General features: G+C 34.3%; 31 protein-coding genes and 2 pseudogenes. All 33 read left to right on the forward strand.

What is annotated here, in order from left to right; translation table 11 throughout:
* Positions 1–127: 127 nt before the first annotated feature.
* The 33 genes and pseudogenes from LOK41_RS11920 (at position 128) to LOK41_RS12080 (ending at position 26,406) form a co-directional block, all read left to right on the forward strand.
* The gene (locus tag LOK41_RS11920; protein WP_241816640.1) at positions 128–484 is read left to right on the forward strand and encodes an Imm3 family immunity protein; all 357 of its coding nucleotides are present in this window, start codon (positions 128–130) and stop codon (positions 482–484) included.
* A 230-nt stretch (positions 485–714) separates the two neighbouring features.
* The gene (locus LOK41_RS11925; protein ID WP_241816641.1) at positions 715–1,266 is read left to right on the forward strand and encodes an SUKH-4 family immunity protein; all 552 of its coding nucleotides are present in this window, start codon (positions 715–717) and stop codon (positions 1,264–1,266) included.
* Between the two features lie 238 nt (positions 1,267–1,504).
* Positions 1,505–2,011, forward strand: a complete 507-nt coding sequence (locus tag LOK41_RS11930; protein WP_347269303.1) for a hypothetical protein — start codon at positions 1,505–1,507, stop codon at positions 2,009–2,011.
* Between the two features lie 99 nt (positions 2,012–2,110).
* Positions 2,111–2,587 carry a DUF6985 domain-containing protein gene (locus LOK41_RS11935; protein ID WP_241816644.1) on the forward strand — a complete coding sequence of 159 codons (477 nt, stop codon included), beginning with the start codon at positions 2,111–2,113 and terminating at the stop codon, positions 2,585–2,587.
* 107 nt (positions 2,588–2,694) lie between these two features.
* On the forward strand, positions 2,695–3,084 hold the full coding sequence (locus tag LOK41_RS11940; RefSeq protein WP_241816645.1) for an immunity 22 family protein: 390 nt from the start codon (positions 2,695–2,697) through the stop codon (positions 3,082–3,084).
* 48 nt (positions 3,085–3,132) lie between these two features.
* Positions 3,133–3,606, forward strand: coding sequence for an SMI1/KNR4 family protein (locus tag LOK41_RS11945; RefSeq protein WP_241816646.1), 474 nt, complete (start codon positions 3,133–3,135; stop codon positions 3,604–3,606).
* A gap of 223 nt (positions 3,607–3,829) precedes the next feature.
* The gene (locus LOK41_RS11950; protein ID WP_241816647.1) at positions 3,830–4,072 is read left to right on the forward strand and encodes a bacteriocin immunity protein; all 243 of its coding nucleotides are present in this window, start codon (positions 3,830–3,832) and stop codon (positions 4,070–4,072) included.
* Positions 4,073–4,172: 100 nt separating this feature from the next.
* On the forward strand, positions 4,173–4,709 hold the full coding sequence (locus LOK41_RS11955) for a SecY-interacting protein Syd (protein ID WP_241816649.1): 537 nt from the start codon (positions 4,173–4,175) through the stop codon (positions 4,707–4,709).
* Between the two features lie 6 nt (positions 4,710–4,715).
* Positions 4,716–5,243, forward strand: coding sequence for a SecY-interacting protein Syd (locus tag LOK41_RS11960; protein WP_241816650.1), 528 nt, complete (start codon positions 4,716–4,718; stop codon positions 5,241–5,243).
* Between the two features lie 75 nt (positions 5,244–5,318).
* Positions 5,319–5,882, forward strand: coding sequence for a DUF1444 domain-containing protein (locus LOK41_RS11965; protein ID WP_347269302.1), 564 nt, complete (start codon positions 5,319–5,321; stop codon positions 5,880–5,882).
* 95 nt (positions 5,883–5,977) lie between these two features.
* On the forward strand, positions 5,978–6,592 hold the full coding sequence (locus LOK41_RS11970; protein WP_241816653.1) for an immunity protein Imm33 domain-containing protein: 615 nt from the start codon (positions 5,978–5,980) through the stop codon (positions 6,590–6,592).
* 215 nt (positions 6,593–6,807) lie between these two features.
* Positions 6,808–8,229, forward strand: coding sequence for an RNA-guided endonuclease InsQ/TnpB family protein (locus LOK41_RS11975; RefSeq protein WP_241816654.1), 1,422 nt, complete (start codon positions 6,808–6,810; stop codon positions 8,227–8,229).
* A gap of 57 nt (positions 8,230–8,286) precedes the next feature.
* Positions 8,287–8,703, forward strand: a pseudogene (locus LOK41_RS11980) (penicillin acylase family protein); the annotation flags it as partial.
* Positions 8,704–8,819: 116 nt separating this feature from the next.
* Entirely contained in the window at positions 8,820–9,263 is a 444-nt protein-coding gene (locus LOK41_RS11985) for a hypothetical protein (RefSeq protein WP_241816655.1), read from the forward strand.
* Between the two features lie 43 nt (positions 9,264–9,306).
* On the forward strand, positions 9,307–9,654 hold the full coding sequence (locus LOK41_RS11990; RefSeq protein ID WP_241816657.1) for an immunity protein Imm33 domain-containing protein: 348 nt from the start codon (positions 9,307–9,309) through the stop codon (positions 9,652–9,654).
* A 103-nt stretch (positions 9,655–9,757) separates the two neighbouring features.
* Entirely contained in the window at positions 9,758–10,150 is a 393-nt protein-coding gene (locus tag LOK41_RS11995) for an immunity 22 family protein (protein ID WP_241816659.1), read from the forward strand.
* A 21-nt stretch (positions 10,151–10,171) separates the two neighbouring features.
* On the forward strand, positions 10,172–10,891 hold the full coding sequence (locus tag LOK41_RS12000; protein WP_241816661.1) for an endonuclease V: 720 nt from the start codon (positions 10,172–10,174) through the stop codon (positions 10,889–10,891).
* Between the two features lie 348 nt (positions 10,892–11,239).
* Entirely contained in the window at positions 11,240–12,064 is an 825-nt protein-coding gene (locus tag LOK41_RS12005) for a DUF2785 domain-containing protein (RefSeq protein ID WP_241816662.1), read from the forward strand.
* 193 nt (positions 12,065–12,257) lie between these two features.
* Complete coding sequence (locus LOK41_RS12010) at positions 12,258–12,449, forward strand: DUF378 domain-containing protein (RefSeq protein WP_241816663.1); 192 nt, start codon at positions 12,258–12,260, stop codon at positions 12,447–12,449.
* 206 nt (positions 12,450–12,655) lie between these two features.
* Entirely contained in the window at positions 12,656–13,738 is a 1,083-nt protein-coding gene (serC, locus tag LOK41_RS12015; protein ID WP_241816740.1) for a 3-phosphoserine/phosphohydroxythreonine transaminase, read from the forward strand.
* Positions 13,739–13,750: 12 nt separating this feature from the next.
* Complete coding sequence (locus LOK41_RS12020; protein ID WP_241816665.1) at positions 13,751–14,923, forward strand: phosphoglycerate dehydrogenase; 1,173 nt, start codon at positions 13,751–13,753, stop codon at positions 14,921–14,923.
* A gap of 13 nt (positions 14,924–14,936) precedes the next feature.
* Positions 14,937–16,184, forward strand: coding sequence for a DUF1015 domain-containing protein (locus LOK41_RS12025; RefSeq protein ID WP_241816666.1), 1,248 nt, complete (start codon positions 14,937–14,939; stop codon positions 16,182–16,184).
* Between the two features lie 343 nt (positions 16,185–16,527).
* The gene (locus LOK41_RS12030; RefSeq protein ID WP_241816668.1) at positions 16,528–16,983 is read left to right on the forward strand and encodes an AraC family transcriptional regulator; all 456 of its coding nucleotides are present in this window, start codon (positions 16,528–16,530) and stop codon (positions 16,981–16,983) included.
* Between the two features lie 81 nt (positions 16,984–17,064).
* A complete protein-coding gene (locus tag LOK41_RS12035; RefSeq protein ID WP_241816669.1) occupies positions 17,065–17,742 on the forward strand; it encodes a response regulator transcription factor in 678 nt (225 codons plus the stop codon).
* Between the two features lies 1 nt (position 17,743).
* The gene (locus tag LOK41_RS12040) at positions 17,744–19,120 is read left to right on the forward strand and encodes a sensor histidine kinase (RefSeq protein ID WP_241816670.1); all 1,377 of its coding nucleotides are present in this window, start codon (positions 17,744–17,746) and stop codon (positions 19,118–19,120) included.
* A 207-nt stretch (positions 19,121–19,327) separates the two neighbouring features.
* The gene (locus LOK41_RS12045; RefSeq protein ID WP_241816672.1) at positions 19,328–20,008 is read left to right on the forward strand and encodes an HAD family hydrolase; all 681 of its coding nucleotides are present in this window, start codon (positions 19,328–19,330) and stop codon (positions 20,006–20,008) included.
* 129 nt (positions 20,009–20,137) lie between these two features.
* On the forward strand, positions 20,138–21,202 hold the full coding sequence (locus LOK41_RS12050; protein WP_241816674.1) for an ABC transporter permease: 1,065 nt from the start codon (positions 20,138–20,140) through the stop codon (positions 21,200–21,202).
* Positions 21,202–21,873 (forward strand): ABC transporter ATP-binding protein, encoded by a 672-nt coding sequence (locus tag LOK41_RS12055; RefSeq protein WP_241816676.1) that lies wholly within the window; start codon positions 21,202–21,204, stop codon positions 21,871–21,873. Before LOK41_RS12050 ends, LOK41_RS12055 begins: the two co-directional genes overlap by 1 nt.
* A 110-nt stretch (positions 21,874–21,983) precedes the next feature.
* A complete protein-coding gene (locus tag LOK41_RS12060) occupies positions 21,984–22,331 on the forward strand; it encodes a DUF4260 domain-containing protein (protein WP_174101121.1) in 348 nt (115 codons plus the stop codon).
* Positions 22,332–22,616: 285 nt separating this feature from the next.
* A pseudogene (locus LOK41_RS12065) lies at positions 22,617–22,999 on the forward strand (metallophosphoesterase family protein); the annotation flags it as partial.
* A gap of 218 nt (positions 23,000–23,217) precedes the next feature.
* Positions 23,218–24,195: an HD domain-containing protein gene (locus tag LOK41_RS12070; RefSeq protein ID WP_241816741.1), complete on the forward strand. Its 978-nt coding sequence runs from the start codon at positions 23,218–23,220 to the stop codon at positions 24,193–24,195.
* 390 nt (positions 24,196–24,585) lie between these two features.
* Complete coding sequence (gene cuyA, locus LOK41_RS12075) at positions 24,586–25,581, forward strand: D-cysteate sulfo-lyase (RefSeq protein ID WP_241816677.1); 996 nt, start codon at positions 24,586–24,588, stop codon at positions 25,579–25,581.
* Positions 25,582–25,728: 147 nt separating this feature from the next.
* Positions 25,729–26,406: a hypothetical protein gene (locus LOK41_RS12080; RefSeq protein WP_481748806.1), complete on the forward strand. Its 678-nt coding sequence runs from the start codon at positions 25,729–25,731 to the stop codon at positions 26,404–26,406.
* The last annotated feature ends 14 nt before the right edge of the window (positions 26,407–26,420 follow it).

Here is a 26,420-nt window from a genome sequence, read left to right on the forward strand (position 1 = left end):
CTGCTGTTTTTTTACATCATAATTGTTTAAATAGTGTTTCGAATTCTAGTAATAAGTGAGTATCCATGTCTAAACTATTATTTCAAATCTATCATAATAATTAACATATATATGGAGGGAATCTAAAGTGGAAAACTGGGAATACACTGAATTGTTTGAAGCTATTAATGAAGCCTATAATGATTTTTTAGCTTTAAATAGAGGATTTAGATATGCAATAGCGAGGGCTGCTGATGAATATATAAATCTTGGAGAAATAGAAGACGTTATTGCAGATGTAGCTATAGGTGAAATAGTGTTAACTCATGACAAAGTTTTTATTGGATACATTGAAGGTATAACAAAGAGATTAAGTAAGTTTCATCCACAAGACGCAGTGGGGGAATTAACGCAAGAAGAAATAAGAGATTTAACTAGTAGAATACATAAAGTGCTGGAAGGTCTTAGGAAAGTAGAGATTGATTATAATCCTTCAGCAGAATAATGCGATGTATTTTCTTTTATGCTGAAGAGGAAGTATTTGAAGGTAAATGAGTAGTAGAAAATTTAGAAGTTATGATAGAAAAGTTCATTGAAATCGATGAGGGTTGTCTGAATCATAATACCTTTTGGAATGAAGAAATAAATCTTTTTAATCAAGATTAGAACTTATAAAGAGGGACAGGAAAATGCAGGGGAATTCGGAGAATGAAAAAAACGAAAGTGGGTATTTAGATGATTTCACCTAAAGAATTTTGTGATAGATGGAATGAAAAAAGAGACGGGCCATTAAACAAATTAGATAGAGATATAATGCAGCAGACAAATTTATCTAGTGATACGAGAAGGTTTTTGGGCGAATCGGGTCTTCCAGCATCAGCTGCTCCGTTTATAGAGTTTGATCATGCAACTGAACTAATGCAGAATGTAAGTCAAAAATTTGGCATGCCAAAAGATTTTGAGTTTTATTGGTTGATAGGAACGACTGGTTCTGGAGATCCTCTTTGTATTGATGAAAGAACAAATAAGATAGTTTATTTACATCATGACAACAACTATGAAGAAATCTTCATGAATTCTTCCATTCATCAATTTGCAGAAAGCCTTCTATTGTTTTCTAAGTTAATTGATGAAGCGATTCGTATAAATGGTGAATTTGCTTTTTTAGACAATGACATTCCGGAATCAGTATGTATATGGTTTGAAAATGAATTAAGGCGTATCGATCCAAAGGCTGTAGAGAAGAATACATTTTGGTCTGAGGAGCTTGGAAATCTTACTGAATAAAGGAGGAGATAACATCGAAAATCTAGGAGTAATGTCTCTATGACTAGGGAACTTCAAGAATAATGAAATGTTGCAAAAGTATGTGGAAATAAAATTTATGGAAAGCTGAGTACCCGGAAGGAAAAATGATTGTTTACATGTCGGAAATGATCATTTAATTCTTTTATACAAGATTAAACAATGTAGATATTAAAAATAAGAGTTATTAATATCGAGGAGGATAAAGATGAAGTTTTGTATGAAATTTGGCGATACGAATTTTATTGGGGTTGTAAATGCGGAGCAATACAAGTCATTTGTGGATGAGGATTGGGAATTTGAAATGTTGCTACAGCATTTTACTGATGAAATGAAAAACGGAAATGTTTTAGTATTTCAGATGACTGAAGAAGGTATTGAGCACTCGTGGAATGTAGAAGTAAAAGTTGGAGAAGAACCAATAAAGCAGGAGTGCTTCAGAAAAGCAGAAGGGTATATTAGAGTAACTGAGAACCAATTATATTTAGTTGATTATGACTGCCTTACAATGGCTGCACAATTTGAAGATGAGAAAGTACCTGATGAAAATTACTTCAATTATAAAATTGACATTGAAAATGGAGTATATAAAGTGGAAGTCCTTCAATTTTACAATGTAGATAACGATGAATATGTTGGGACAAATGAGAAAGATATACTATTAAACTTTATGAAAGCATCTGTTTTCCAACAAACAGTAGATCGTGTCTTTTGGTGTAGTTTTTAATGAATGTTTTGGCTATGCCACGTTAGGGAATGTGATTGTACTTCGGCATAAATAATTAGCAAAAAATATAATAGTAGTATGCAATAGGGGGATGAATAAATGAGAAAGATGAATCACGAACTATTTAGTGAAATCTCGTATGATTTATTTTGGAGTGGAAAACAAAAAATAACTATTTTTGGTCGTGATAAAATAGTTCCTTTAACTATTGATGGGGAAGAAGATGATGAATTTCCTACAATTCAAGAAGAAGCTTATAGGAAATTCATCGCTGCTATAAATAGACTTATACAAGAAGCTGAACAAGCTATATTCGAATATTATCAAGAAGAATGTTTAGAGTATAGAGCTATGTTAGGTGATGAATCTGCTGATGAAATAGCACCACTTATAACAACTACCCAACAATTAGGAAATTTGGTTGATCCTATTGGACTTATTATTTTACCTGATTTCGAAGATGGAGTTAGAAGGGTAGGATTAATATTCAATTGCACATGGGAAGAGGACGGTATTGGTGTGAAATTTGAAAATGAAGAAGTTGTTGAAGTTGGTTATCAAGATATTGTTATTTAAACTGTAGAACGAGAAAACTTACATATTAATAAAGTTTTGCAAGATAAGGGTATTCACTGCGAGAAAATAGGTTTCTATACGATGGAGAGTAAATAAGGAGAGACAATATGGAATATAAAGGAATGGCTTCGTTATGGCTTGGGACTACTAAATCATTTTATCAGCTTCAAGAATATGTTGATATGGAATATACAGAAGATGGAGATAATATAGATTCAAAATTTGGAGTGAATTTCGGTTTTGGTTACTATGATGAAGATCAAATCGAAATGATGTTTTATGAGGAACCTAAAATGCATATAGAAGAGGTTTTGCAGGATTTCTCTTATAGTGAGATTATCATTCCGAGATTTAAAGATTTAATGAAAAGAGTAGATGTAGAGGACAATATAAATTCTGTTATCGTGCTTTATGATTTTCAATACGATGCAGAAAAAGCGAAAGATACATATAAGGGGTTAGAATTTATATTTGTTGGTGCTGTATCTTATCATTAATAGTTTTTTAGATGTTTAATGATATATCAAAAAATTAAGGAGAAAAAGATGGAAATACAAACGGAAAGTATCATTTATCCTCTCCCAGATGATACGTTGTTAGAAAGGGTAGAGGGGAATCTGGAGGTCAAATTCCCTTCAGAATTTTGTATGTTTATTAAGAAGAATAGTGGGGCTATTCCAATCACAAAGTATTTTACACATAAAAACAATCGGTATGTAGTAGAACGTTTTCTATGTTTATTGAATAATCCAAGTGAAAATTCAAAGGGTATGTATGACATGAAAGTAGTGTTTAGTCAATTGGATGAACGAATTATTTCGGATAAAGACTTAACTTGTGTGGAGATAGTTCCTTTTGCGGCTCTATATGCGGGAGATTTTGTTTGTATAGATTATCGAGAAAATCAAATGAGTCCAGAGATTTGCATTTGGTATCATGAGGATTCAGATGAATTTGAACCAGCTACTGAAAAAATAGCGAATAATATGAATGAATTTTTTGAAATGTTATCAAAATAAGTCAAAAAAGCTACAAGATAAAACGTATTTTAGATAAGAGGCTCGTATATATACTTTCTTGATAAAATTATATGATGAATTGAAATCCCTAGTGAACGAAATGTACTTAGGGATTTCGTATTTTTTAATAAGAATATAACTATTAAGCGTAAAAATATAAAATGGAAATATAGTACAATAAATGTAAAGTTTAACCGAAATAGAAAGAGCAGTGGAGCGATTTATGCAATTTGAAAGGTTGAATGATGTGAAAATCCAAATGAGCAGAGAGGAACTTATTGAACTTGTAAAAAAGATCTATAATCTGGATTTACCAGAAGCAGAGCATAGCGAATATGTGAATCAATTTAATAATAGTGGTATTCCACATCCGGCACCTAGTGATTTAATATTTTGGAATGATGTAGAATTAACACCTGAGGAAGTAGTTGAGATTGCATTAAGCTATACGAAGGAGAAGGAATAACTTGAATAAGTAGAAGAGAGAGTTTAGAAGGAGATTGAATTTGTATTTACAAAGAGAAATGTTGTAGTGAAACTATTAAGTGAAGTAAAGGGGAATGTGCGTGTCTATTAAGAATGCAATGCAACAATACTTTAAGTTAAGAATAAAATTAGCGCACGAAGGTTTAGATTTTCTATTAAAAACACCAGTTCTTGAAGAAGTGAATCCTATTCTTTATGATGGGGAAACAGATGAGGAAGGTTATATTCTATGGAAACCAGTAGAAAAAAATATCGTACACGACTTTATTCATTTAGAACAAGAAATGGATGTCCAGTTTCATCAAACAGTTATTATGTATATTAATTCCTATTGGTTTGCTGAATTAAATGGTTTTTATAGAAATTATTATATTGAATTAGAAGTGGTATTGCCGAATATTGAATTGAATTCATTCACAGAACGGCTAAAGGGCTATAAGGCTAACCATCAGGATAGATTAAATCATATCCCAATAGGTATTGAAGGTAACGGAATGTTAGTTGTGATTGATAATGAAAATGGGAAAGTTAAATTAGAAGCTTTTGAGAGAGGTTCATTTGAAACGATTTCAGAAAATATACAAGAGTTGATTTCTAATTTACGTTTGAAGAGGTGATCAGCGTTGAAAGCGAGCATGCAGCGTTATTTTGAAAGTTTCTTATTGAAATGGAGTGATTGGAACGGAACACACCCGCAGATTCCATTTGATGCAGAGATTGATCAGCGCCTATATATTGGTGAAAAGGATGAGGATGACTATATATTTTGGAAGCCAAGGGAGAAGGATGAATATGATGATTTTCAAGAATTTGAAAAAGAACTAAATGCTACTCTTCATTCTGATATAAAAGAATATTATAATTCCTATTGGTTTCTCGAGATGATTGGTTGGATTGATAATTACAATATTAGTTTATCCCCTGTAACACCAGGTGTTGAACCATTTTTATTTATAGAGCGTGTTCAAGATTATTTATTCCTTAGACAGGGAGATGAAATATATATTCCTATAGGATTTGAAAGTAGTGGGATGTTAATTCTTATGAACAATCGTACTGGAGAAATTGTTATAGAAGATTTTGAAACGGAAGAGTATCGGCATCTGAGTGTAAGTTTAAAGGAACTCATTTCTCGATTAAGTTTCCGGTGAATTTGGTAGTGCTTTGCTGGCTTTATACCTGTTAATTGGTGTGTATTGTTATAGCAAGTAAAGGGGCGTATTTATATGACAATCCGGTTTTGTAAGGAAGCAGTTGCATACTTGAAACCAGTAGTAAAAGAGAATCTAGCTGAAGAGTGTTTTACCCTATCCGAAGAAAATAGTTTTGTTTATACATTTTTTAATGAAGATTTAATCATTACTTTTTTAGTTGATGATCATCAAAACAATTATTTTCATTATGTTCAAAATAAGCATATATCAGGAGAAGGGTTGGACGAAGAGCAGTTATTAGAAATCGGGATCGAAAATCTTTATAAATTAGCAGATGAAAAAGAACTTCGGATTCACACACTATCGGAAGGGTGTTTTGCTTTAATTCTTGACGGGAGTTTCGAAGCTAGCTTAATTGTTTTAGACGATTTATGGGATTACTCACTAAAAAAATTCGTATCAAATGGATATGCGGTTGCGATACCAGCAAGAGATATTCTTGTTTTTTGTGATTGTAATGCTAGTAACGGAATTAAAAAAATGAAAGGTATAATAGAAAAGGTTTGGGAAGACGGAGATCATTTACTTATTGATAAAATTTTGGTGAGAAGTGGGGGGAAATGGAGTTATTTATAGCCATCCAAAATATTCAAAAATAAAGTCGTACTTATGATAGTAGAGTAAGTATTCTGAATGAAAATGAAGTGCTTGTGAAAAGAGGGAGAAAAGAAGTGGAAAAGTTTATTAAGAAGATAGGGGATAAAACTTTCATTGCTCAGGCAGATGAGAGCTTTGCGATGCAGGTAGAAGGGTTATTTCATTTTTTAACTGAAGTAGAAAATGATCGATTAATAGATGGTTTTTCTATACAAGTAGGTTGGTCGATCTACTTCCTTGATGAAAAGGAAGATGGCTATCATATTATCGTACATGACTATACGAAGAATCCATTTCAAGATATGACAGATGATTTGACGATTTCTTTATGGATATTATTAAACCAAGTGAGTTTTGTAAAGTCATTAACAATTAAAGGAGAGTTGCTGCGTTTTTGTGATAAAATTGTCGTTGCTAAAAATGTATTAGAGTTAGATCATATTTACTTAGAAAGAAAAAAGGATTGTGAAGATGGTGACTCTGGTTGGTATATAGGCCCTGTTCATGATGATCATGACACAGAAGATTATGAAGCGTTTTATGCATATGAATTACTAAAATTAAGGCCTTCTCTTCTTCAAGTGTTAACCTTGCCTTCTGGATATCTTGTAATCTTTGAAAAAGATGTAGTGCAAGCAGTGGTAGATGAAAATAATGTAAACATTTTGGATAGAGTTAACGATTTCTAATCTAGTATAGAAAAAGAGCTAGTAATTTGTTGAAGTCAGTACCTCAGTAATATTGTAGAATCGAATTGAGGTAGGATAAGCCTAATTACAGAATTTGTGAGCGGGAAAGCCCACGCGCTTCAGCCGTGGGATGGAAGCGAATAAAACCCTTTTCTATTTTATTTTTTTGCTATGCTAGAGGCAAGGGGAAATAAGATAAGAAAGGAGAAAACATTATGTTTGTCACGCATGCGTTTCAAATTCCATACGAAAAAGAACGATATGAATTTCTTCGTTCTATGCAAAGAGAAGCAGCGACTGTTTGGAATGATATCGTTCGTGAATCGACCAGTTATTATTTCATATGGAAGAAGTGGCTCAGTAAAACAGAAATTCAATCCGTTCGCAAACAAACGTATCATTTGCATTCTCAAACCGTACAAGCCATTGTGGATAAATACGAGGCCAATCGTGAAACGACTCGTAAACTTCGAAAAACAGATAAAAAGGCAAAATATCCGTGGCGAAACAAACATTTTTATTGCGTTCCATTAAAGAAAGCGAGTATGGATATCACAGATAAAACAATTGTAATTAAACGTGCTGATTTTAAAATGAATCTTATTGATTTGTTAACGAAAAAAAAGAAAAAAGGTTGGAATGAAAAGTTTCCAAAGAAAAATGCACATCTCACGATTCCAAATTTGGCGCATGAGGATCTATCAAATTGTAACTACGCAGAAATTGTATGGCGTAATGGTGCGTATTGGTTTTGCTATAGGGTGTCTATTACAGAGAAAGACCTTTCTGGACAAGAACAAAAAGTAGCTGGTGGTGATTTAGGGGAAATTCATGCCGTAACCGTCGCAACAGAAGATAAGGCGTTATTGATTTCTGGAAGGGCGATACGTAGTATTTCTCAATTTCGTGCAAAGGCATTAGCGGAATTAAGTAAAAAAATGTCATGCTGTAAAAAAGGTTCCCGTCAATGGAAAAAATATAAAACGGCGCGAAATCGAATTCGTCAAAAAAGTAAAAATCAACTCGGATATTTAGAACACAAAACAACAAAAGAAGTTGTTACATTTTTAGAACAAGAACAGATCACACATTTTGTCATTGGAAATGTATCAGGAATCGAAAAAAACACGAGGAAAAACGAAAAGAAGAAACAAAAAACAAGAAAAAAGAGAAGACAACAATTATCTGTATGGAACCAAGGAAAAATGAAACAAAAACTAACATACAAATCGAAGTTAAAAGGGATACAAATCGAACAAATAGAAGAAAGTTATACGTCACAAAGTTGTCCATTTTGTGGTGGTAGACATAAAGCAAATGGACGAAGTTTCAAATGTTCTGTTCATAAAATAGAAATCCATCGTGATGTAAATGGGGCACAGAATATTGCCCGTAAATTATATGAGATGGACGTAAAACCAATCGTTTCAATTGTATATAAACAACCCGTTTGGCATAGACGCTTTTTGTCTGAGGATATAAGGCGAAAAACGAAACATCCAAATGATAAACCGAAAAAAGTATCGCCTGTTGAATGGCGTAGTTGGCACAGACCTTGCCCTCTTATAGGGTGTATTTCACTCATAAGAGTTGTTCGCCTAAGTCTTACCTCTGCATCTTCTTCTGGAAGAATGTAAGTAGGATGTTTGCGAAAAAGAATCCCATGGCTTTAGCTGTGGGAGTGGTCAAATATGTCGTATTCAAAGGTAATGAAAAAGCTTGAAAAACAATATGGACGAGACGTAACGAAATGGAAGTGGGGAGCATATCATCAACTTTCGTTTATACACCCTGTTTCAAAATCATCTGATGTACTCGCGTTCTTTTTCAATCGTGAAAAACCTGTACCAATTGGAGGAAGTAATATTACAGTTCAAGCAGCAAGTTATAGAGATGATGGCATTGTAAATCATGGAGCATCTTGGCGATTTGTAATAGATACAAAGGATATGTCTAATGGGTATCATATCGTAGGCCCAGGACAATCAGGACATTTTAAAAGTGACTGGTATCATAATCAAATAGAAGACTGGGTAAATGGAAACTATCATGTGACTACACTTCATACAGATCGCATAGATGGTAAAATACTAACCTTAAAACCAAAATAGAAGCTATAAGACTCTTACACGTGTAAGAGTCTTATAACTATACCATAAGCAAATTATGGAATGTTATAATTTAGAGAAGTAGAATTTCATAGTTATACACATATAGGGGTGAATGCATGACGAATTGTTATTTTGAGTTTGTAATACATAAAGAGGCTCGTTTTCGTAGACTAAGAGAATTTTTTTATAAACTTAAGGAAGAGAAAGAAAAAGAGATGATAGGTAGTGGTGATCCTAAGTGGTTAGCGTATTTTGAGGAAGAGGTATTAAAACAGTTTTGGTGGCCGACGGAAGAAGAGTTACAAAATTACCAGGTTTTATGGGAACAAACCCCTGTAGAAAAACGTTTAACAGACCCGAAACTAAGAACTCCATGGGATTTTGAATCTATGATTGATACGTTTGCCTCTGGGGAATATGAACTAGTCTCTTGTGAAAAGGCAACAAACAATATTGGAAGAATTGAATTTTATCCTTATGCTTGGCCATACGGAGGGAGCGATGTGTTTAGAGCTTTCATAGAGTATAGTGGGTTCAAAATTATTGATGAGAGTATATAAGGTATACAAATATAAAAAGAAACAATGGAAAGGGTGAGAGAATATGTCCAATTACGTAAAGTCAGAATTTATTAAAAATGCAGGCGGCTGTATCGTATCAAAAAACATTTTGGAGGAGAATGGAAGATTAAAATGGTTGGTTAGGGATGAATCTGTAACGAGTGTTGATAATGGCTGGAGATTTTTTTCGGATATTGATGATGATGATTACGTCAATGATCCAGATAACTTGGTTGTATGTGATTTTAATACAGTAGCCCAAATTGAACCTGCTATTCTAGCGGTGTATTCCTTTCCAGTTGGTAGTGACCTACAACTAGTGGTAGAGAAGGGAAAGTGTTATTTCATTGATAATATAACAGAAGAAGTTATCGAGTTTTTGTACCATTAAAATAACATAGCAGTATGGATTTTAATTTGTTTGGATTATAAAGGACATACTGATAATCTAGTTGTAGTTTTTTGGATGTAGTAGGTGAATGGAGATTGTATGCATGGAAAAAGAAGGCATGGTCTCATTATGGCTGGGAAATATAGAATCTGAAGATTTTTTAGAGGATTATTTCCATATCAAATATACAGAGGATGGTGATTCTATACTATCACCATTTATAAAAGACTATCATATTTGTATGTATGATATTGATGAGGACTTTATTGAAATAGAATTTTATCTAAAGCGAAGTGATCATCTAGAAACTTTACTGGCAGGATGTTCTTATGAAGAAGTTGTGATACCACAGATGAAAAGATGTGCTTCGAATATGCTAGAAATGAAATACAACACAATTATTATGATATATAACTATGAATACAGTGGTGAAATAACAAATAAAAATGAAAATCGTTATGAAATGAAATACATAGGAGCTGTTCCGTATAAATGATAATAAAAAGGGGATTAGAACATGGAAGTTAGAGAAATACATTCATTTCATCTAAATTCAGAAGAAGAATTTTCTGGAATTCAAGATAAACTCATACATAGTATTGACTTGAAAAATAACTTTCATCTAGAAGATGTAAGTGTAATCGCTGGGGTAGATTTAGCTTATTGGGAAGAAGATGATAGGCACTATGGAACGTGTTGTATTGTTGTGATTGATTATCATACGAAGGAGGAAGTAGAGAAGGTTTATAGCTATGGGGAAATAGCAGTGCCGTATATACCAGGTTTTTTAGCGTTTCGTGAGTTGCCTTTAGTAATAGAAGCAGCCAAAAAGCTTACTTCTAATCCAGATCTATTTATGTTTGATGGAAATGGCTATTTACACTATAAACATATGGGGATTGCAACGCATGCCTCTTTTTTCTTACAAAAGCCTACAATCGGTGTAGCGAAAAGCTATCTTAAGATTAAAGATGTTGATTTTATCATGCCAGAGAATAAGGAGTTTGCTTTTAGTGATATTATGATTGATGACGAGGTATATGGAAGAGCTGTAAGAACGAAAGAGAATGTAAAGCCTATTTTTGTATCTTGCGGAAATAATATCGATTTAGATACGAGTGTTCAAATTGTGTTGGATTTAATAGGGAAAGAAAGTAGATTGCCAATTCCAGTTAGATTGGCAGATTTAGAAACGCATAAGGTAAGAAGAAAAAAGAGTAAAAATGAAATAGTATAGCCATTTATGTAATGTGAAAAGGGATAGGGAAAATAAGGTTTATGAGACTTATTTTAGGTTTAAAGACAAAGGACTCATACTTAGCACATAACGAAATTAAATAAGTTATATTCTGTTTTAAAGAGGCAGTTACATGCAAACAATTGGTATAATTATTATATAGTTGAATCAATTTCATAGAAGAATAGGTGCATGATGAAAACGAATAATGATTCGATTTTTTATTACATCTAAAACTATTTCAGGAATTAACTTAATTTTATGAAATTGTTAATAGAGGATAACATAGAAGGAGAAATTTAAGGTAGTATAAAAAAAGAAAAACTTTAAAAGGGGATAGAAAATATAATGATGGATGAACAAGAATTGAAACAAGAACTGCAACAAATCAAAAATAACAATTATGCTGTACCAGAAGATGTGGACGCATATCCATATGCACAATGGATGCTAGATAATATCGGGTCACCTGATGCTGATTTGCGTGATGACTTGATTTACAGTACGATCCAACGATGGATTACAGGTGAAGTATTTAGACAAAAAGAGTTACGAGGACTATTACTGCAGGCGCTTAGTCCTGATTATTTGTTTTATAAAATCGGTGAAAAGGGAACAGACTCTGTTTTTAAGCGTGCTTTCTCGATTCTAATCCCACCGCTTATTTTATCCGTTCATGAAAAAGAACCGTTTTTATCTGAAGAACAACTTTACAGCGTGGCAGAACAAGTTCTTGAATATGTATATCTAGAGCAAGATGTAAGAGGCTATGTAGAGGGAAAAGGCTGGGCCCATTCTACTGCACATGCTGCAGATGCGCTAAATGCTTTAGCACGTACGATACGAAATCGCGAATTTTCACATGCGATCCTTACTGCTGTTCGTCATAAGGTTCGTCTGAACGATTACGTATACATAAACTTTGAGGATGAGAGATTGGTGACGGCAATAATGTCATTATGGAACCAAAATCTCTTAACCCAAGAAGAATGGAACAATTGGCTTCATAGCTTTACAATCATTGAAGAAGCGCCAGCTTCTCAAAATGATATATTGGTACAAAACATTAGATGCTTCTTAAGAAGTTTGTATTTTCGAGCGTTAGAACAAGAGGGAAACTCTTGGTTTACGATTGCTATACTGGAGACTTTAAAAAAACGGCATAGATTTTGAAGGTTTTTCCATATGGTTTATTGGTTCTAATGATCAAACTCACGCATATCAGATTCATAGCAAGGAAGCTGAAACGGTTATAAAGGACTGGTACAAAAAAATAAATTAATTAGAAATGCGCAAGTTTTGAAATTTGTTACATATATTTTAGTGAAAGGCCTTTCACCACTTTATCACCTAGGGGGCAATCATAATGAAATTTTTGTCTTACCTTACAGTAATTCTGGTGATTCTTGGCGGTTTGAACTGGTTGTTTGTGGCGCTGGATTATAATGTAGTTGAGAAATGGTTCGGTTCTACACCTGCTCTTGTGGATACCATTTATTGGCTTTTTGGTCTATCTGCTATTTATCAAATTTATGATCGGTTCTTTACGGACAATTAGCTCTTATAAATTTATGGATGGGTGTTAGGCATGATAGAATGCTTAACACTTTTTTGTATGTTTATGAATACAAATACATCTGCAAACGGTTTCATTGCGTCTTACACCTCAATAAAGCAAAACAAATTGACCGTATATTTTATATGGGTTATAATTCAGAAAGTTTAAAAATTAATAAATATAGAAACAGGGAGGTCGTAAGAGTGATGGAGAGGGTTTACAATTTTTCAGCAGGACCATCTATACTCCCTTTGCCAGTTTTGGAAAAAGTGCAAAAGGAGCTTTTAAATTATAACGGGACAGGCATGTCTGTTATGGAAATGAGTCACCGATCTTCGCAGTTTCAAAATATTATGGATGAAGCAAGTAGCTTGCTTCGTGAATTGATGCACATTCCTGAGAATTATGATGTTTTATTTTTACAAGGAGGGGCATCCCTGCAGTTTTCAATGGTTCCATTAAATGTAATGACTGAACATAAAAGAGCTGGATACATAATTACAGGCTCCTGGTCTAAAAAAGCCTTACAGGAGGCACAAAAAATTGGGGAAGCAGAAGTTATTGCTTCATCGAAAGAAAAGCATTTTTCAACGATTCCACATGTAGATAGTTCAATGGTTTCAAAAGAACTAGATTATGTACATATAACAACAAATAACACAATTGAAGGAACGAAATATGTTGAACTGCCACAGTTAGAGAATATTCCACTTATTGCTGATATGTCTTCAAATATTTTATCAGAAGAATACGATGTAGAGAAATTTGCTTTGATTTATGCGGGAGCACAAAAAAATTTAGGGCCTGCAGGATTAACGATTGCGATTATTAGAAAAGACTTAATTGGTAAAGCGAATACTTCTTGTCCTACAATGTTAAACTATGAAACTTACAGTAAAAATAATTCCTTATATAATACACCACCATCCTTTAGTATTTATGTGACGAAGCTAGTACTGGAATGGCTAAAGGAGCAGGGCGGCATACCTGCGATTGAAGAACAAAATAGGAAAAAAGCAGCGATTCTATACAATTTTTTAGATGAATCAAAATTATTTACTTCACCGGTCGATTCTGCGTATCGTTCGCTTATGAATATTCCATTTACAACACCATCCAATGATTTAAATGAGCAATTTTTACAAAAGGCGAAAACGTTAGGTCTTGTTACGTTAAAAGGGCATCGTTCTGTAGGGGGAATGAGAGCGAGTATTTATAATGCAATGCCAGTTGAAGGCGTTCAAAAATTAGTAGACTGCATGAAGGATTTTGAGCTAGAGAATAGATAGGGAGATGAAGAAATGTTGCGCATTCAAACATTAAATCAAATTGCTGAAAAAGGCTTGCAAATTTTTGAGAAAGAACGATATGAAGTGGGGGAAGGATTAGAGCATCCAGATGGTATATTACTCCGAAGTTTCTCTTTGCATCAAGAGGAATTTTCAATGGATGTAAAGGCAATTGCACGAGCGGGAGCTGGTGTAAATAATATTCCTGTAGAACGTTGTACAGAAAGAGGTATCGTTGTTTTTAATACGCCAGGAGCAAATGCGAATGCAGTGAAAGAACTAATTCTAGCGAGCCTGATTATGTCATCACGTAATATAATAAATGGGGTTGGCTGGACAAAAGCATTAGAAGGTGAAGAAGTTCCACAGCTTGTAGAAGCAGGAAAAAAACAATTCGTTGGCTCAGAAATAGCAGGAAAACGACTTGGTGTGATTGGACTTGGTGCAATTGGCGCTCTTGTCGCAAATGATGCATTATCCCTTGGTATGGATGTTGTTGGATATGATCCATATATATCTGTTGAAACAGCATGGCGATTATCAACACATGTACAACGTGCATTTAGCCTGGATGAAATCTTCTCAACATGTGACTATATTACATTGCATATTCCACTGACAGACCAAACGAGAGGTATTATTGGAGAACACGCAGTGCAAACGATGAAAAAAGGTGTTCGCCTCTTTAACTTCTCAAGAGGAGAACTTGTGGATGAAATTGCATTAGCGAAAGCTTTAGAAGAAGGAATTATGAATCATTACGTAACTGACTTTCCAAATGAGAATGTCATAAAAATGAAAAATGTAACGGCAACACCTCACCTTGGCGCTTCCACATATGAATCTGAAGAGAATTGTGCAATTATGGCTGCCCGCCAGTTACGTGACTATTTGGAGACAGGAAATATTCGTAATTCAGTAAACTATCCCAATGTAGAACTTCCTTATGTGGGAAAGAAACGAATTACAATTATGCATCAAAACGTTCCGAACATGGTGGGGCAAATTACAGGGTGTTTAGCGGAACATCATATTAATATTGCGGATATGATAAACCGTAGTAAAGGCTCTTTTGCATATACAATGATTGATATCGATAATGGAATTGATGATATAATTAAAGAAAATGTAGTTGAAAACATAAAGAAAATTACAGGTGTAGTAGCTGTTCGAATGATTGTATAAAGGAGAGAGAAATTTGGCGACAATTCGACCATTTAGAGCAATTCGTCCAGTATCTGATAAAGCTGCACAAGTTGCAGCACTGCCGTACGATGTGTTAAATAGTGAAGAAGCAAGAGAAGTTGTAAAGGGAAATCCATATTCCTTTTTACATATTGATAAAGCAGAAATAGACTTAGACCCGGCTGTTTCACCATATGATGACAGTGTATATGAGAAAGCAAGAGAAAATTTACAACGTTTAATGAAAGAAGAAGTATTGATTCAAGATGAAGAACCATGTCTGTATATTTATCAATTAACGATGCAAGGGAGAACGCAGTCTGGACTTGTCGTTTGTACATCAATTGATGAGTATACGGATAATACAATTAAAAAGCATGAGCGGACCCGTCATGAAAAAGAACAAGATCGCATTCGTCATGTAGATGTATGTAATGCGAATACAGGACCTATTTTTTTAACATATCGCACAAAAGAAGAAATAACAAAATTCATTGTAACTTGGCAAGAAAATCACACACCAATTTATCAATTCACAGCGGATGACGGTGTAGAGCATGTCATATGGAAAATTGCAGAAACGAATGCGATTTCAGCATTAGTAGAATCATTTGAAGAGATTCCATCTTTATACATTGCGGACGGACATCATCGTTCAGCATCCGCGGCGAAAGTTGGATTAATGCGTAGAGAGCAGCATCCAAATTATACAGGAGAAGAAGAATTTAACTTCTTTTTATCTGTTTTATTCCCCCATGGTGAACTATCGATTTGGGACTACAATCGCGTTGTGAAAGATTTAAATGGTTTATCAGAAGAACAATTCTTACAGCAAATTTCGCAATACTTTTATGTGGAAGAAGTAGGTGTTTCTCCTTATAAACCAACTGAACCAAAATCATTTGGTATGTATTTGGATCAGAAGTGGTATAAACTCAATGTGAAAGAAGAAACATTTGATGCTTATGATGTTGTAAAACGGTTAGATGTTTCTATTTTACAAGACCATTTACTAAGTCAAGTGTTACAAATCCATGATCCCCGTGCAGATAGTCGCATTGATTTTGTTGGTGGTATTCGCGGTTTAGAAGAGTTAGAGCGTCTTGTAAACCGTGGCGATTATAAAGTAGCGTTTGCGTTATACCCGACATCAATGGAAGATTTATTAGCAATTGCCGATGCGGGAGAAGTGATGCCACCAAAGTCAACATGGTTTGAACCGAAGCTTCGTAGTGGACTTTTTATACATTCTTTAGAATAGAGAGAAAGACAGCATATTATGTGCTGTCTTTTTTCTTTTGACCAATGCTCTTTCAATTCCTTGTCCTGTAAGGATTCGATACATCTTCATATATGGCCAAAATAGTTTTCTATACAAGTTCAGAAGAATAAGAGAAAGAGGAGATGGGCCTGATTTGGGGAGGGAATGACAAAATAACAGGGGGATACATGAATAGAATTAAAAGGAGATAAACCTATTAAAAATGATAGATGTAAATATTTAAAATATATGTAAAAAAATTTAAAAAACGCTGTGCATTTTATTTTAAATCGTATTAATCTTGTAATGAACAAGTTATATATTCTTTAAAGGGGGAAAAATCATGGACATTATTATTGAAAAAATTCCGGCATATCGAATTGCTTACATAAGGCAGACGGGATCTTATGGAATTAACAATGTGCGAACAATGGAAAAAATAAAAGAATGGGCAAAATCTAACCAATTATTTAATGAAGAATCGATAATTCTTGGAATTGCTCATGATAATCCGGAAACTACTAAACCTGAAAACTGTCGTTATGATACTTGCATAGTGGTTTCAAACGACTATTCAGTAACGAATGACTATGTAAGACAAGGTGATATTGTTGGAGGAAAATATGCTGTTTTTAAAATTAATCATACAGCAGAAGCAGTTCAGAAAGCGTGGGTTGATATTTTTTCAGAATTATCAAGACAAAGATATCAATTTGATGGAACAAGACCAATCATCGAAAGGTATGTAGTCAAAATGGTTAATAATCATCATTGTGAAATTTGTGTGCCTGTATTTTAAAGTAGTAATGTTCTTTTCCTTGCAAAAAACACAATAGTTTCTTAATGTTATGGTGTAGAAGGATAAACAAGGAAGGACTTAATGAGTATGATACATATTTTATTAGCTGATGATGATAAGCACATTAGAGAATTATTACATTACCACTTACAAAAGGAAGGGTATAAAGTTTTTGAGGCTGAGGATGGAAAAGTGGCGCAGTCTATATTAGAAAGGGAAAATATTCACCTTGCCCTTGTCGACATCATGATGCCGTTTGTTGACGGGTATACACTATGCGAAGAAATTAGAAAATATCATGATATACCTGTTATATTATTAACTGCTAAAGATCAATTAGTGGATAAGGAAAGAGGATTTATTTCAGGCACAGATGATTATATTGTAAAACCATTTGAACCAGCGGAAGTGATTTTTCGTATGAAAGCTTTACTTCGCCGGTATCAAATGCTGAGTGCGGACGTAATTACACTGCACGGAACAACGATTGATCGAAAAAGCTTTGAGGTGAAATGTAACGATCAAACGATTTTACTACCATTAAAGGAATTTGAATTACTGTCACAACTGGCAGGTTATCCTGGTAGAACATTTTCAAGAGAAGAGTTAATTGAACTTGTTTGGGGGATGGATTTTGAAGGGGATGAGCGTACGGTTGATGTTCACATTAAACGTCTTCGCGATCGCTTTTCAAAAAGAACAGATGATTTTCAAATTAAAACGGTACGCGGACTTGGCTATAAGTTGGAGCTGAAATAAGATGAAATCACTTTATTCTAGATTTGTATTAATTACCGTTGGGATTATGCTTCTTAGTAGTATCATTGGTTTTTTATTAACGAATGTGTATTATCAAGTGAAATTAAAACCGTATAATAGTGAAAAGATTTTACGTTATGCAGAGGAAATAAAGGATTTGTATGAAAAACAAAGTGAAGAAACTAAGGTTGAGTATTTACACTCCATCGCAAAATTAGGGTATGAGATTTATGTAGTGGATGATCAAAAACAAGGGAAACGGATTGGAAATGCGTTTCGGACGATAAAGATTAGTGACGCTACCATTGATGAAGTATTACAAGGAAACACATATAATGGTGTTTCTACTTATCCAACCCGTCTATTTATAACAGGCTTTTTTGATAATGAATTAATTAATAGCGTCGGGGTTCCACTACAACATGGTGATAAGCAATATGCTTTATTTATTCGTCCTGATATTCAGCAGCAGTTTGGTGAAATGAGGATTTTCTTGGCGCTATTACTCGGGTTTATTGTTGTATTAAGTATCATTTTTATTGCGATGGCAGCGCGTTATATCGTTCGTCCAATTCAAACATTTACAAAAGCAACGCAGAAAATTGCGAGTGGTGAATATGATATTGAACTAGACGAAGGACGAAAAGATGAAATTGGGACATTATCTACAAGTTTTAAAAAGATGACAAAAAGTATAAAAGAGTTAGATCAAATGAGACAAGAGTTTGTTTCCAACGTATCTCACGAATTTCAATCTCCGTTATCTTCTATTCAAGGTTTTTCAAAGACATTACAGTCAGAAAAGATGACAGAAACGGAACGGAAACATTATTTGCAAATTATTGAAGCTGAAAGTAAACGAATGTCTAGTTTATGTAAACAGTTGCTCACGCTGGCTTCATTAGATAAAGAGGAAAAGGTTCTGCAAATAAAAGAGTTTGCTTTGCACAAGCAAATGAAAGATGTCATTTTTATGCTCGAATGGAAATGGCGTGAAAAAGATATAGCGGTTGAATTTGATGTACCTAACATAAATATAAAGGGTGATGAGAATTTACTTCATCAAGTTTGGACAAATATATTTACAAATAGTATTAAGTTTACAGATCAAGGCGGAACGATAGATTTTGCTGCTAAAGAGCTAGAAAATAGCGTGGAAATCTCTGTTTCAGATAGCGGGATTGGTATGGAGCAAGAAGAGATAAATCGCATTTTTGATCGGTTTTATAAAGTGGATACAGCAAGAACTCGTAATGTAGAAGGAAGTGGCCTAGGTTTATCTATTGTGGATAAAATTGTTGAACTGCATCAAGGGACAATTTCAGTGGAGAGTGTAAAAGGAGAAGGTACGACGTTTCGAATTGCAATTCCTAAATGATGAGAAGAGTTATTTGATATAAGTAGTTCCGTTTTCGGGAAGAAACATTCTAGATAATAAAAAAGCATATCCATTCATATATGAATGGATATGCTTTTTTTGTTGATGTAACAATATTTCCGGAGTATTTTAAAAAGAGAGAAAAATTCTGTAATTTTATGTTAAAATTTAGAAGTTATTTAGCAATGATAAAAAGGGGAGAAAGAAATGTTACAAGCACTGATTTTTGATATGGATGGAACTTTATTTCAAACAGAAAAAATTTTAGAATTATCACTTGATGATACGTATAACCATTTGCGATCACTCAATTTATGGGATGCAGCAACCCCAATTGATAAATACCGTGAAATAATGGGTGCGCCTTTGCCAAAAGTTTGGGAAGCTTTGTTACCTCATCATTCCAATGAAATAAGGGAACAAACGGATGCTTATTTTCTGGAAAGATTAGTTGAAAACATAAGAAGTGGGAAAGGGGATTTATACCCTCATGTAAAAGAAGTTTTCAGTTATCTAAAAGAGAATCATTGTGCCATTTACATAGCGAGTAACGGTTTAACGGAGTATTTGCAAGCAATTGTGAGTTACTATAAATTAGATCATTGGGTTACTGAAACATGTAGTATTCAGCAAATCCAAACGCTTAATAAAGGTGATTTAGTTAAAACAATTATACAAAAATATGATATAAAAAAGGCAGCAGTAGTTGGAGATCGCCTATCCGATATAAATGCAGCTAAAGATAATGGTTTAATTGCAATTGGCTGTAATTTTGATTTTGCACAAGAAGATGAACTCGCTCAGGCTGATTTGGTAATAAATGATTTAATGGAGCTAAAAACGATATTTCCTAAATTTACGGAACAAAAGGGAGCTTTAACTGAATAAGTGAAATCATAAACCAACGCTCAGGCTGATATTCTCTGAGTGTTTTTGTTTGTAACCTTCTGTTCATATTCCGTTCATATTTCTTTTTTAAGATGAGTACATAGAAAGAAATAGGAAGGAGCGAGCGAAATGTTTTTAGCTCTGCGTGAATTAAAACAATCAAAATTAAGATATGGATTAATCGGACTCATCATGGTTTTATTATCATTTTTAGTCCTTGTGATTTCTGGGTTAGCAAATGGTCTATCGTATGATAATGCATCATCGATTCAAAATATGGATGCAACAAAATTCGTATTAGCAGATGATGCGGAAAATAAATTACTTCGTTCACAAATTAAGCAAGAAGATGTGGACGGTGTAGTGGGGCAAGTTGATGCAAAAGATGCGGTACCATTTCGTGTGAAAGTGTCTACGTATGAGAAGAAGGATAGTTCAAAAAAAGTTGATATTGCAATTTTTGCAAGCGAGCGTGACACGTTCTTAGAACCAAAGATTGTACAAGGAAATGCGTTAGAGACAGCGCAAGATGAAATGGTTGCTGACGAATCAATTAAAGAAAAAGGGATAGACATTGGAGATACAATTGTTGATCCCGTGTCTAAAAAAGAATTCAAAATCGTTGGTTTTACGAAAGATCAAATGTTTAGTCACACACCAGTTGTGTATGTGAATCAAGATGTATGGGGAGAAATCGCGCAGCCAAATCAAAAGGATTATAGCGCAATTGCACTTCGTACAGATAAAGAAGTAAAAAATGCACATGTAATTGAGAAAAAAGAAGTTCTTCAAAGCATTCCAGGTTTTAAAGAAGAACAAGGAACATTAACAATGATCATTGCATTCTTGCTTGTCATTGCTGCTTTATTAATCGGTGTATTCTTCTATGTCATTACACTACAAAAAACACAACAATTAGGTGTATTAAAAGCAATTGGAACGAAAAATTCGTATTTAGCAAACAGTTTAGTTGTGCAAGCATTATTCTTATCTGTTGTCGCAATGGTAATAAGCATTGTGCTTGTAGAAGGACTGCAAAAGATTTTACCAGAAAGCATGCCGTTCTTATTAACGACAGCTATGATTGGTCAATATGCAGGAATCTTTATTGTCATTAGTATTCTTGGAACACTTATTTCTTTATATCAAGTATTAAAGGTTGATGCACTAGAAGCAATTGGAGGTGGCATGTAATGACTGCATTATTAAAATTAGAGGAAGTAAGTAAAGTATACGGTGAGGGAAATACAGAAGTAACAGCTCTTCATCCCATCTCACTTGATGTAAAAGCAGGAGAGTTCATCGGGATTGTAGGACCTTCTGGTTCAGGGAAAAGTACACTATTATCGATTGCGGGAGCATTATTATCACCGTCAAAAGGAAATATTTATATTCGTGAACAAAATATCACGCATTTATCAGAAAAAGAAATGACAGATATTCGTTTAAGAAAAATCGGGTTCATTTTTCAGTTTGCAAATTTAGTTCCCTATTTAAATGTGAAAGAACAACTACTTTACATTGCAAAGTTAAAGAAAGAAGACCGAAAAGAATCTGAAAAGCGTGCGGATCATTTACTAGCTGCATTTGGACTCTCACAGAGAAAAAATCATTACCCAAATCAATTATCTGGTGGAGAACGACAAAGGGTAGCGATTGCTCGTGCTTTCATGAATAATCCAGATTTAATCTTAGCAGATGAACCAACGGCCAGCCTTGATTCTAAGCGCGGACGCGAAGTAGTTGAAATGATGAAACGAGAAGTAAAAGAAAGCCAAAAAGCAGCGATTATGATTACGCATGATGAAAGAATGCTCGATGTATGTGACCGTATATTAACATTGCGTGATGGGAAATTAGTATAGAAATACGAAAAAAAGCACAGGAATTATTCCTGTGCTTTTTTTACATCCATCGTATGTTAAATGTTATAATAATTTTATTATTCTGTAATTCAGGTGAACGGAGGGGAAATATGGAAAAGAAAATCATACATCTTGAAGGGCTTATTATTTTAATAGCCACCATTTATGTATATGCATTATATGAGTTTAGTTGGTTGACTTTTTTCTTATTGCTTTTAGCACCAGACGTTTCTATGCTAGCATATCTTCTGAATGACCAGATTGGGGCACAGGTGTATAATTTGTTTCATACATACGTAGTGTCTATATTACTTATTTTAGTAGGTGTATTTCTTAAATTAGATGTTGTCTTTATGATTGGTTTAATTTGGACGGCTCATATCGGAATGGACCGTATGTTTGGATATGGGCTTAAATATAAAACAGGTTTCAAAGATACTCACATTCAAAAGCTATAAGATGAAGTTGATTCCACAATACCAAGCAGGTTATATGATTTCTGAACAAAAAACACACAATCCCTCTTTACACTTTTTACAAAGAGTTCATATTATTTACACTTAAATCAATAGCTCATTACTACTACCTCGTTTTGGGATTGAAATGAACAAACCTTTTCTTAAAGAATACTTAAAACTGAATTTAACTACTTTTTACAATTTCTCTTTATCCTATAAGTGGGACAAGCACCTGAGAATAAAACAACACGTGTCGATTTAATCATGTTATTAGGGGGAGAACACGTGAAAAAGATAGTTTTATCATTGGCAGTTATTACAACAATTTTGCCGGTTTTTTCAGTGAATGCTGAGACGAAAGAACAGGAACGAGTAAGAAAGCCGGCAACTATGTTCAATGTAGTGAGCGATATTCAAGGGGACTTAGGGGATTTTGACCATGTATTATAAAGGATATGAATAAAGTAATACCTCATTATCGGGCTTTGATTATGAATGGTGATATTACAGGGACAGGATTGCAGTATCAATATGATGATGTGAAACGTGTATTACATAAAAATAAACATCCAGAAAACGTTTGGTCTACAGTAGGAAATCATGAGTTTTACGTACCAAAATGGACATCTGATGGTAAACTTGCTCAAAATACATGGCCTAATGGTGTGTTGTTCTCCAGTGGATGTCAATGAGCACAAGAGCGGCTTTGTTCTTGTATTGATTAACATTGGCTATAATGAATGCCTCGATTACTGTATAAGTGAGAAATCATATTTACGTGTAGAGATGTAATAAAGCTAGCATAGGGTAGGCTGTTGATTACCCTATGCTAGCTTGAAGGCATGATTTGTATGTTGAAAGGAGAAGAAGAACTATGACAATGACTTTGAAGCTTAGCGACGCCCTCTACGGTGAATTTGAGGTGGATGGTGTCTTATTAGAACTTATTTGCAGTGAGCCATTTCAACGATTAAAAGGTATTTATCAAGGTGGAGCTAGCTATCTTGTAAATGCAAATTGGGACAATACGCGGTATGACCATTCAATTGGCACGATGATGCTTGTGAACAAACTTGGAGGTTCATTGGAAGAGCAAGTGGCCGCTTTATTACATGATGTTTCACATACGGCATTTTCCCATGTTATTGATTATGTCTTAGGGCATAAAGAAGAGAATTATCATGAAACGATTTATGAACAGATAGTTGCCAGGTCATCCATTCCTAATATATTGGCGAAGGCTGGGTTGGACTGGAAGAGCATCTTGCTTGATGAGAGCCAATGGACTTTATTGGAACAATCAGCTCCACAATTATGCGCGGATCGTGTTGATTATACATTGCGTGATTTATACGCCTATGGTCATATAACACTACAGGAAGCACATTTCTTTTTAGAACAACTTGTGGTTTTAGACGGAAAAATGGTTTGCAGCGATCAATCAGCGGCGGAGTGGTTTGTGAGTACGTATTATAAAGAAGTCATTGGGCTTTTTATGGACCCGCTTAATATGTTTGGAAATGATCAGCTTGCCAAAACATTAAGGGTTGCTTTACAAAAAGATGTGTTGTCTATAGAAGATTTTTTGAAAGAAGATGAAGCTGTTATTCGCTTGTTAAAGGATTCTGGAGATAGCAGCATAAAAGCTATGCTGCATACGCTTTTTAACAGCAAAGTAGAGAAGGGAACCCGGTCTTGTTATGACGTCCATCAAACAACGAAACAGCGCCTGATTGACCCACTTGTTATCGTTTGTGATCAACTTGTTCCCGTATCTAATTTGTCGACTAGTGTTAAGGTGCTGACAAAACAAGCGAAGCAAACAATAGAAAGAGGCGTATATATAAAAATTTGCTCCCAGTGATGAGCGAATCAAATACCAGTTGATAACTTAAATAAACACTTCGCTGCTTCTAGATTAAACAGTGAAGTGTTTATTTTTATCATTTGAGAATTTTTAAAGCAACAAAAATTATTTCAAAACGACAATCACAACAGTGGGTTTATAAAAAGATTAGTTAAATGTCCGATAAAGTAATGGTTTTTTTCATCATTCGAGTCGCTTTACTATAATAAATCAAGTATACTGAGAAATGTTTCCTAAAAATAATCTGTTCAGAAAAAACATTGAAGTTGTTTTTACTACATAAAGTTTCTTTAATTGAAAGTGTAACAGCTATGAACAGCAAACAGAGTTAGGATACAATAATTACATGTATGAAATTTCAATAGAGGATACAGAAGGAGAATGAGTGTGAACTTAGCAAAATTCCCTAGAAAGAAATATACAGAATCATATACGCCAATTGAAAAATTAAATCATTTTTCTGAAGTGCTTGGCGGGCCTTCTATTTATTTTAAAAGAGATGATTTACTTGGTTTAACGGCGGGTGGAAATAAAACGAGAAAATTAGAGTTTCTTGTGGCAGATGCACAGGCAAAAGGAGCAGATACGTTAATTACTGCCGGTGGTATTCAGTCCAATCATTGTCGTTTAACATTAGCGGCTGCGGTAAAAGAGAAAATGAAATGTATTCTTGTCTTAGAAGAAGGAATTGAACCAGAAGAAAAACCAGATTTTAATGGGAATTACTTCTTATATCATTTATTAGGTGCGGAAAATGTAATTGTTGTGCCAAACGGAACGGATCTTATGGAAGAGATGCACAAAGTAGCGAAAGAAGTAACCGAAAAAGGAGATACACCATACGTCATTCCAGTTGGAGGGTCCAATCCTACCGGTGCAATGGGGTACGTTGCGTGTGCACAAGAAATTATGGCTCAATCATTTGAGCAAGGAATTGATTTTAGTGCAGTTGTTTGTGTAAGTGGTAGCGGAGGAATGCATGCTGGTTTGATTACTGGATTTTATGGAAATCAAACGGGGATACCGGTAATCGGAATCAATGTGAGCCGCGGAAAAGATGAACAAGAAGAAAAAGTATGTAAGCTTGTGCAAGAAACGTCAGCACACGTTGGGATTTCAAACTTTATTCTTCGTGAGGCAGTGACATGTTTTGATGAATATGTTGGGCCAGGTTATGCATTACCAACACCTGAAATGATAGAAGCTGTTCAGCTTTTAGCGAAAACAGAAGGGATTTTACTTGATCCAGTCTATACAGGAAAAGCAGTAGCTGGACTAATAGACTTAATCAGAAAAGGTACATTTAAGAAAGAAGATAATATTTTATTTGTACACTCAGGTGGTTCACCGGCATTATATGCGAATACTTCTCTATTTTCCTAATATGCAAGAAACTCAGCACCAAAATTGAAGTACACCTCCAATTGTTAGACACAAATAACAATTGGAGGTGTACTTTCTTTTATTATAATAACAAATTTTGCTGCCTCTAGCGAAAAAGCTTTACGAAAAAATGCAATTTTAATGCCAATGTACCAATTAATTCTATTGTTTGCCTTTTTCGTCGGATTTGCAGCTATTTTACAGACACCAGGGTTAAAAGGGAGCGATATCGATCTTATTTTGTTACAGCTTTCTAAACAAGCTTTTGATCCATGGTTTGTCGGGTTAATCGGTGGAGCCGGCGTGTTAGCCGCTTTAGTACCAAGTTCTTTGCTGTTAATGGCAATATCAACATTACTTGCTAAAAATATATATCAAGTATTCACTCCATCTGCAACAGAAAGTCAGATTGCAAAACTAGTAAAATACTTGGTTCCCTTTATTTCTCTTGTAGGGATTTATTTGACCTTTAAGGGTGGAAGCACTCTCTTTAGTCTCGCTTTAATCGCTTATAATTTTATCACACAACTTGCTCCCGCATTTTTCGCCAGTTTGATGAGAAAGAACTTTGTGACTAAACAAGGAGCATTTGCCGGTATTATAACAGGGGGACTATTAGTCTCTATAATGGATTTAGGGAACATAAAAATTGGCCAAATGTTTCCTTATCTTCCTCAAGTAATCAAAGACTTGAATCAAGGAATTATCGCTCTAATTGTTAATATTGTAGTCTTAGTGATTGTCAGTTTGATGACAAGAAATATTACTTATGCTAATCAGGATACCGATGTTTTGGAAACAACAGTAATAGAGAGTAAGGTCTGATGCAAAAAACTCTA

The sequence above is a fragment of the Bacillus sp. TL12 genome (assembly GCF_022625245.1).
In the GTDB taxonomy this organism is placed as follows: domain Bacteria; phylum Bacillota; class Bacilli; order Bacillales; family Bacillaceae_G; genus Bacillus_A.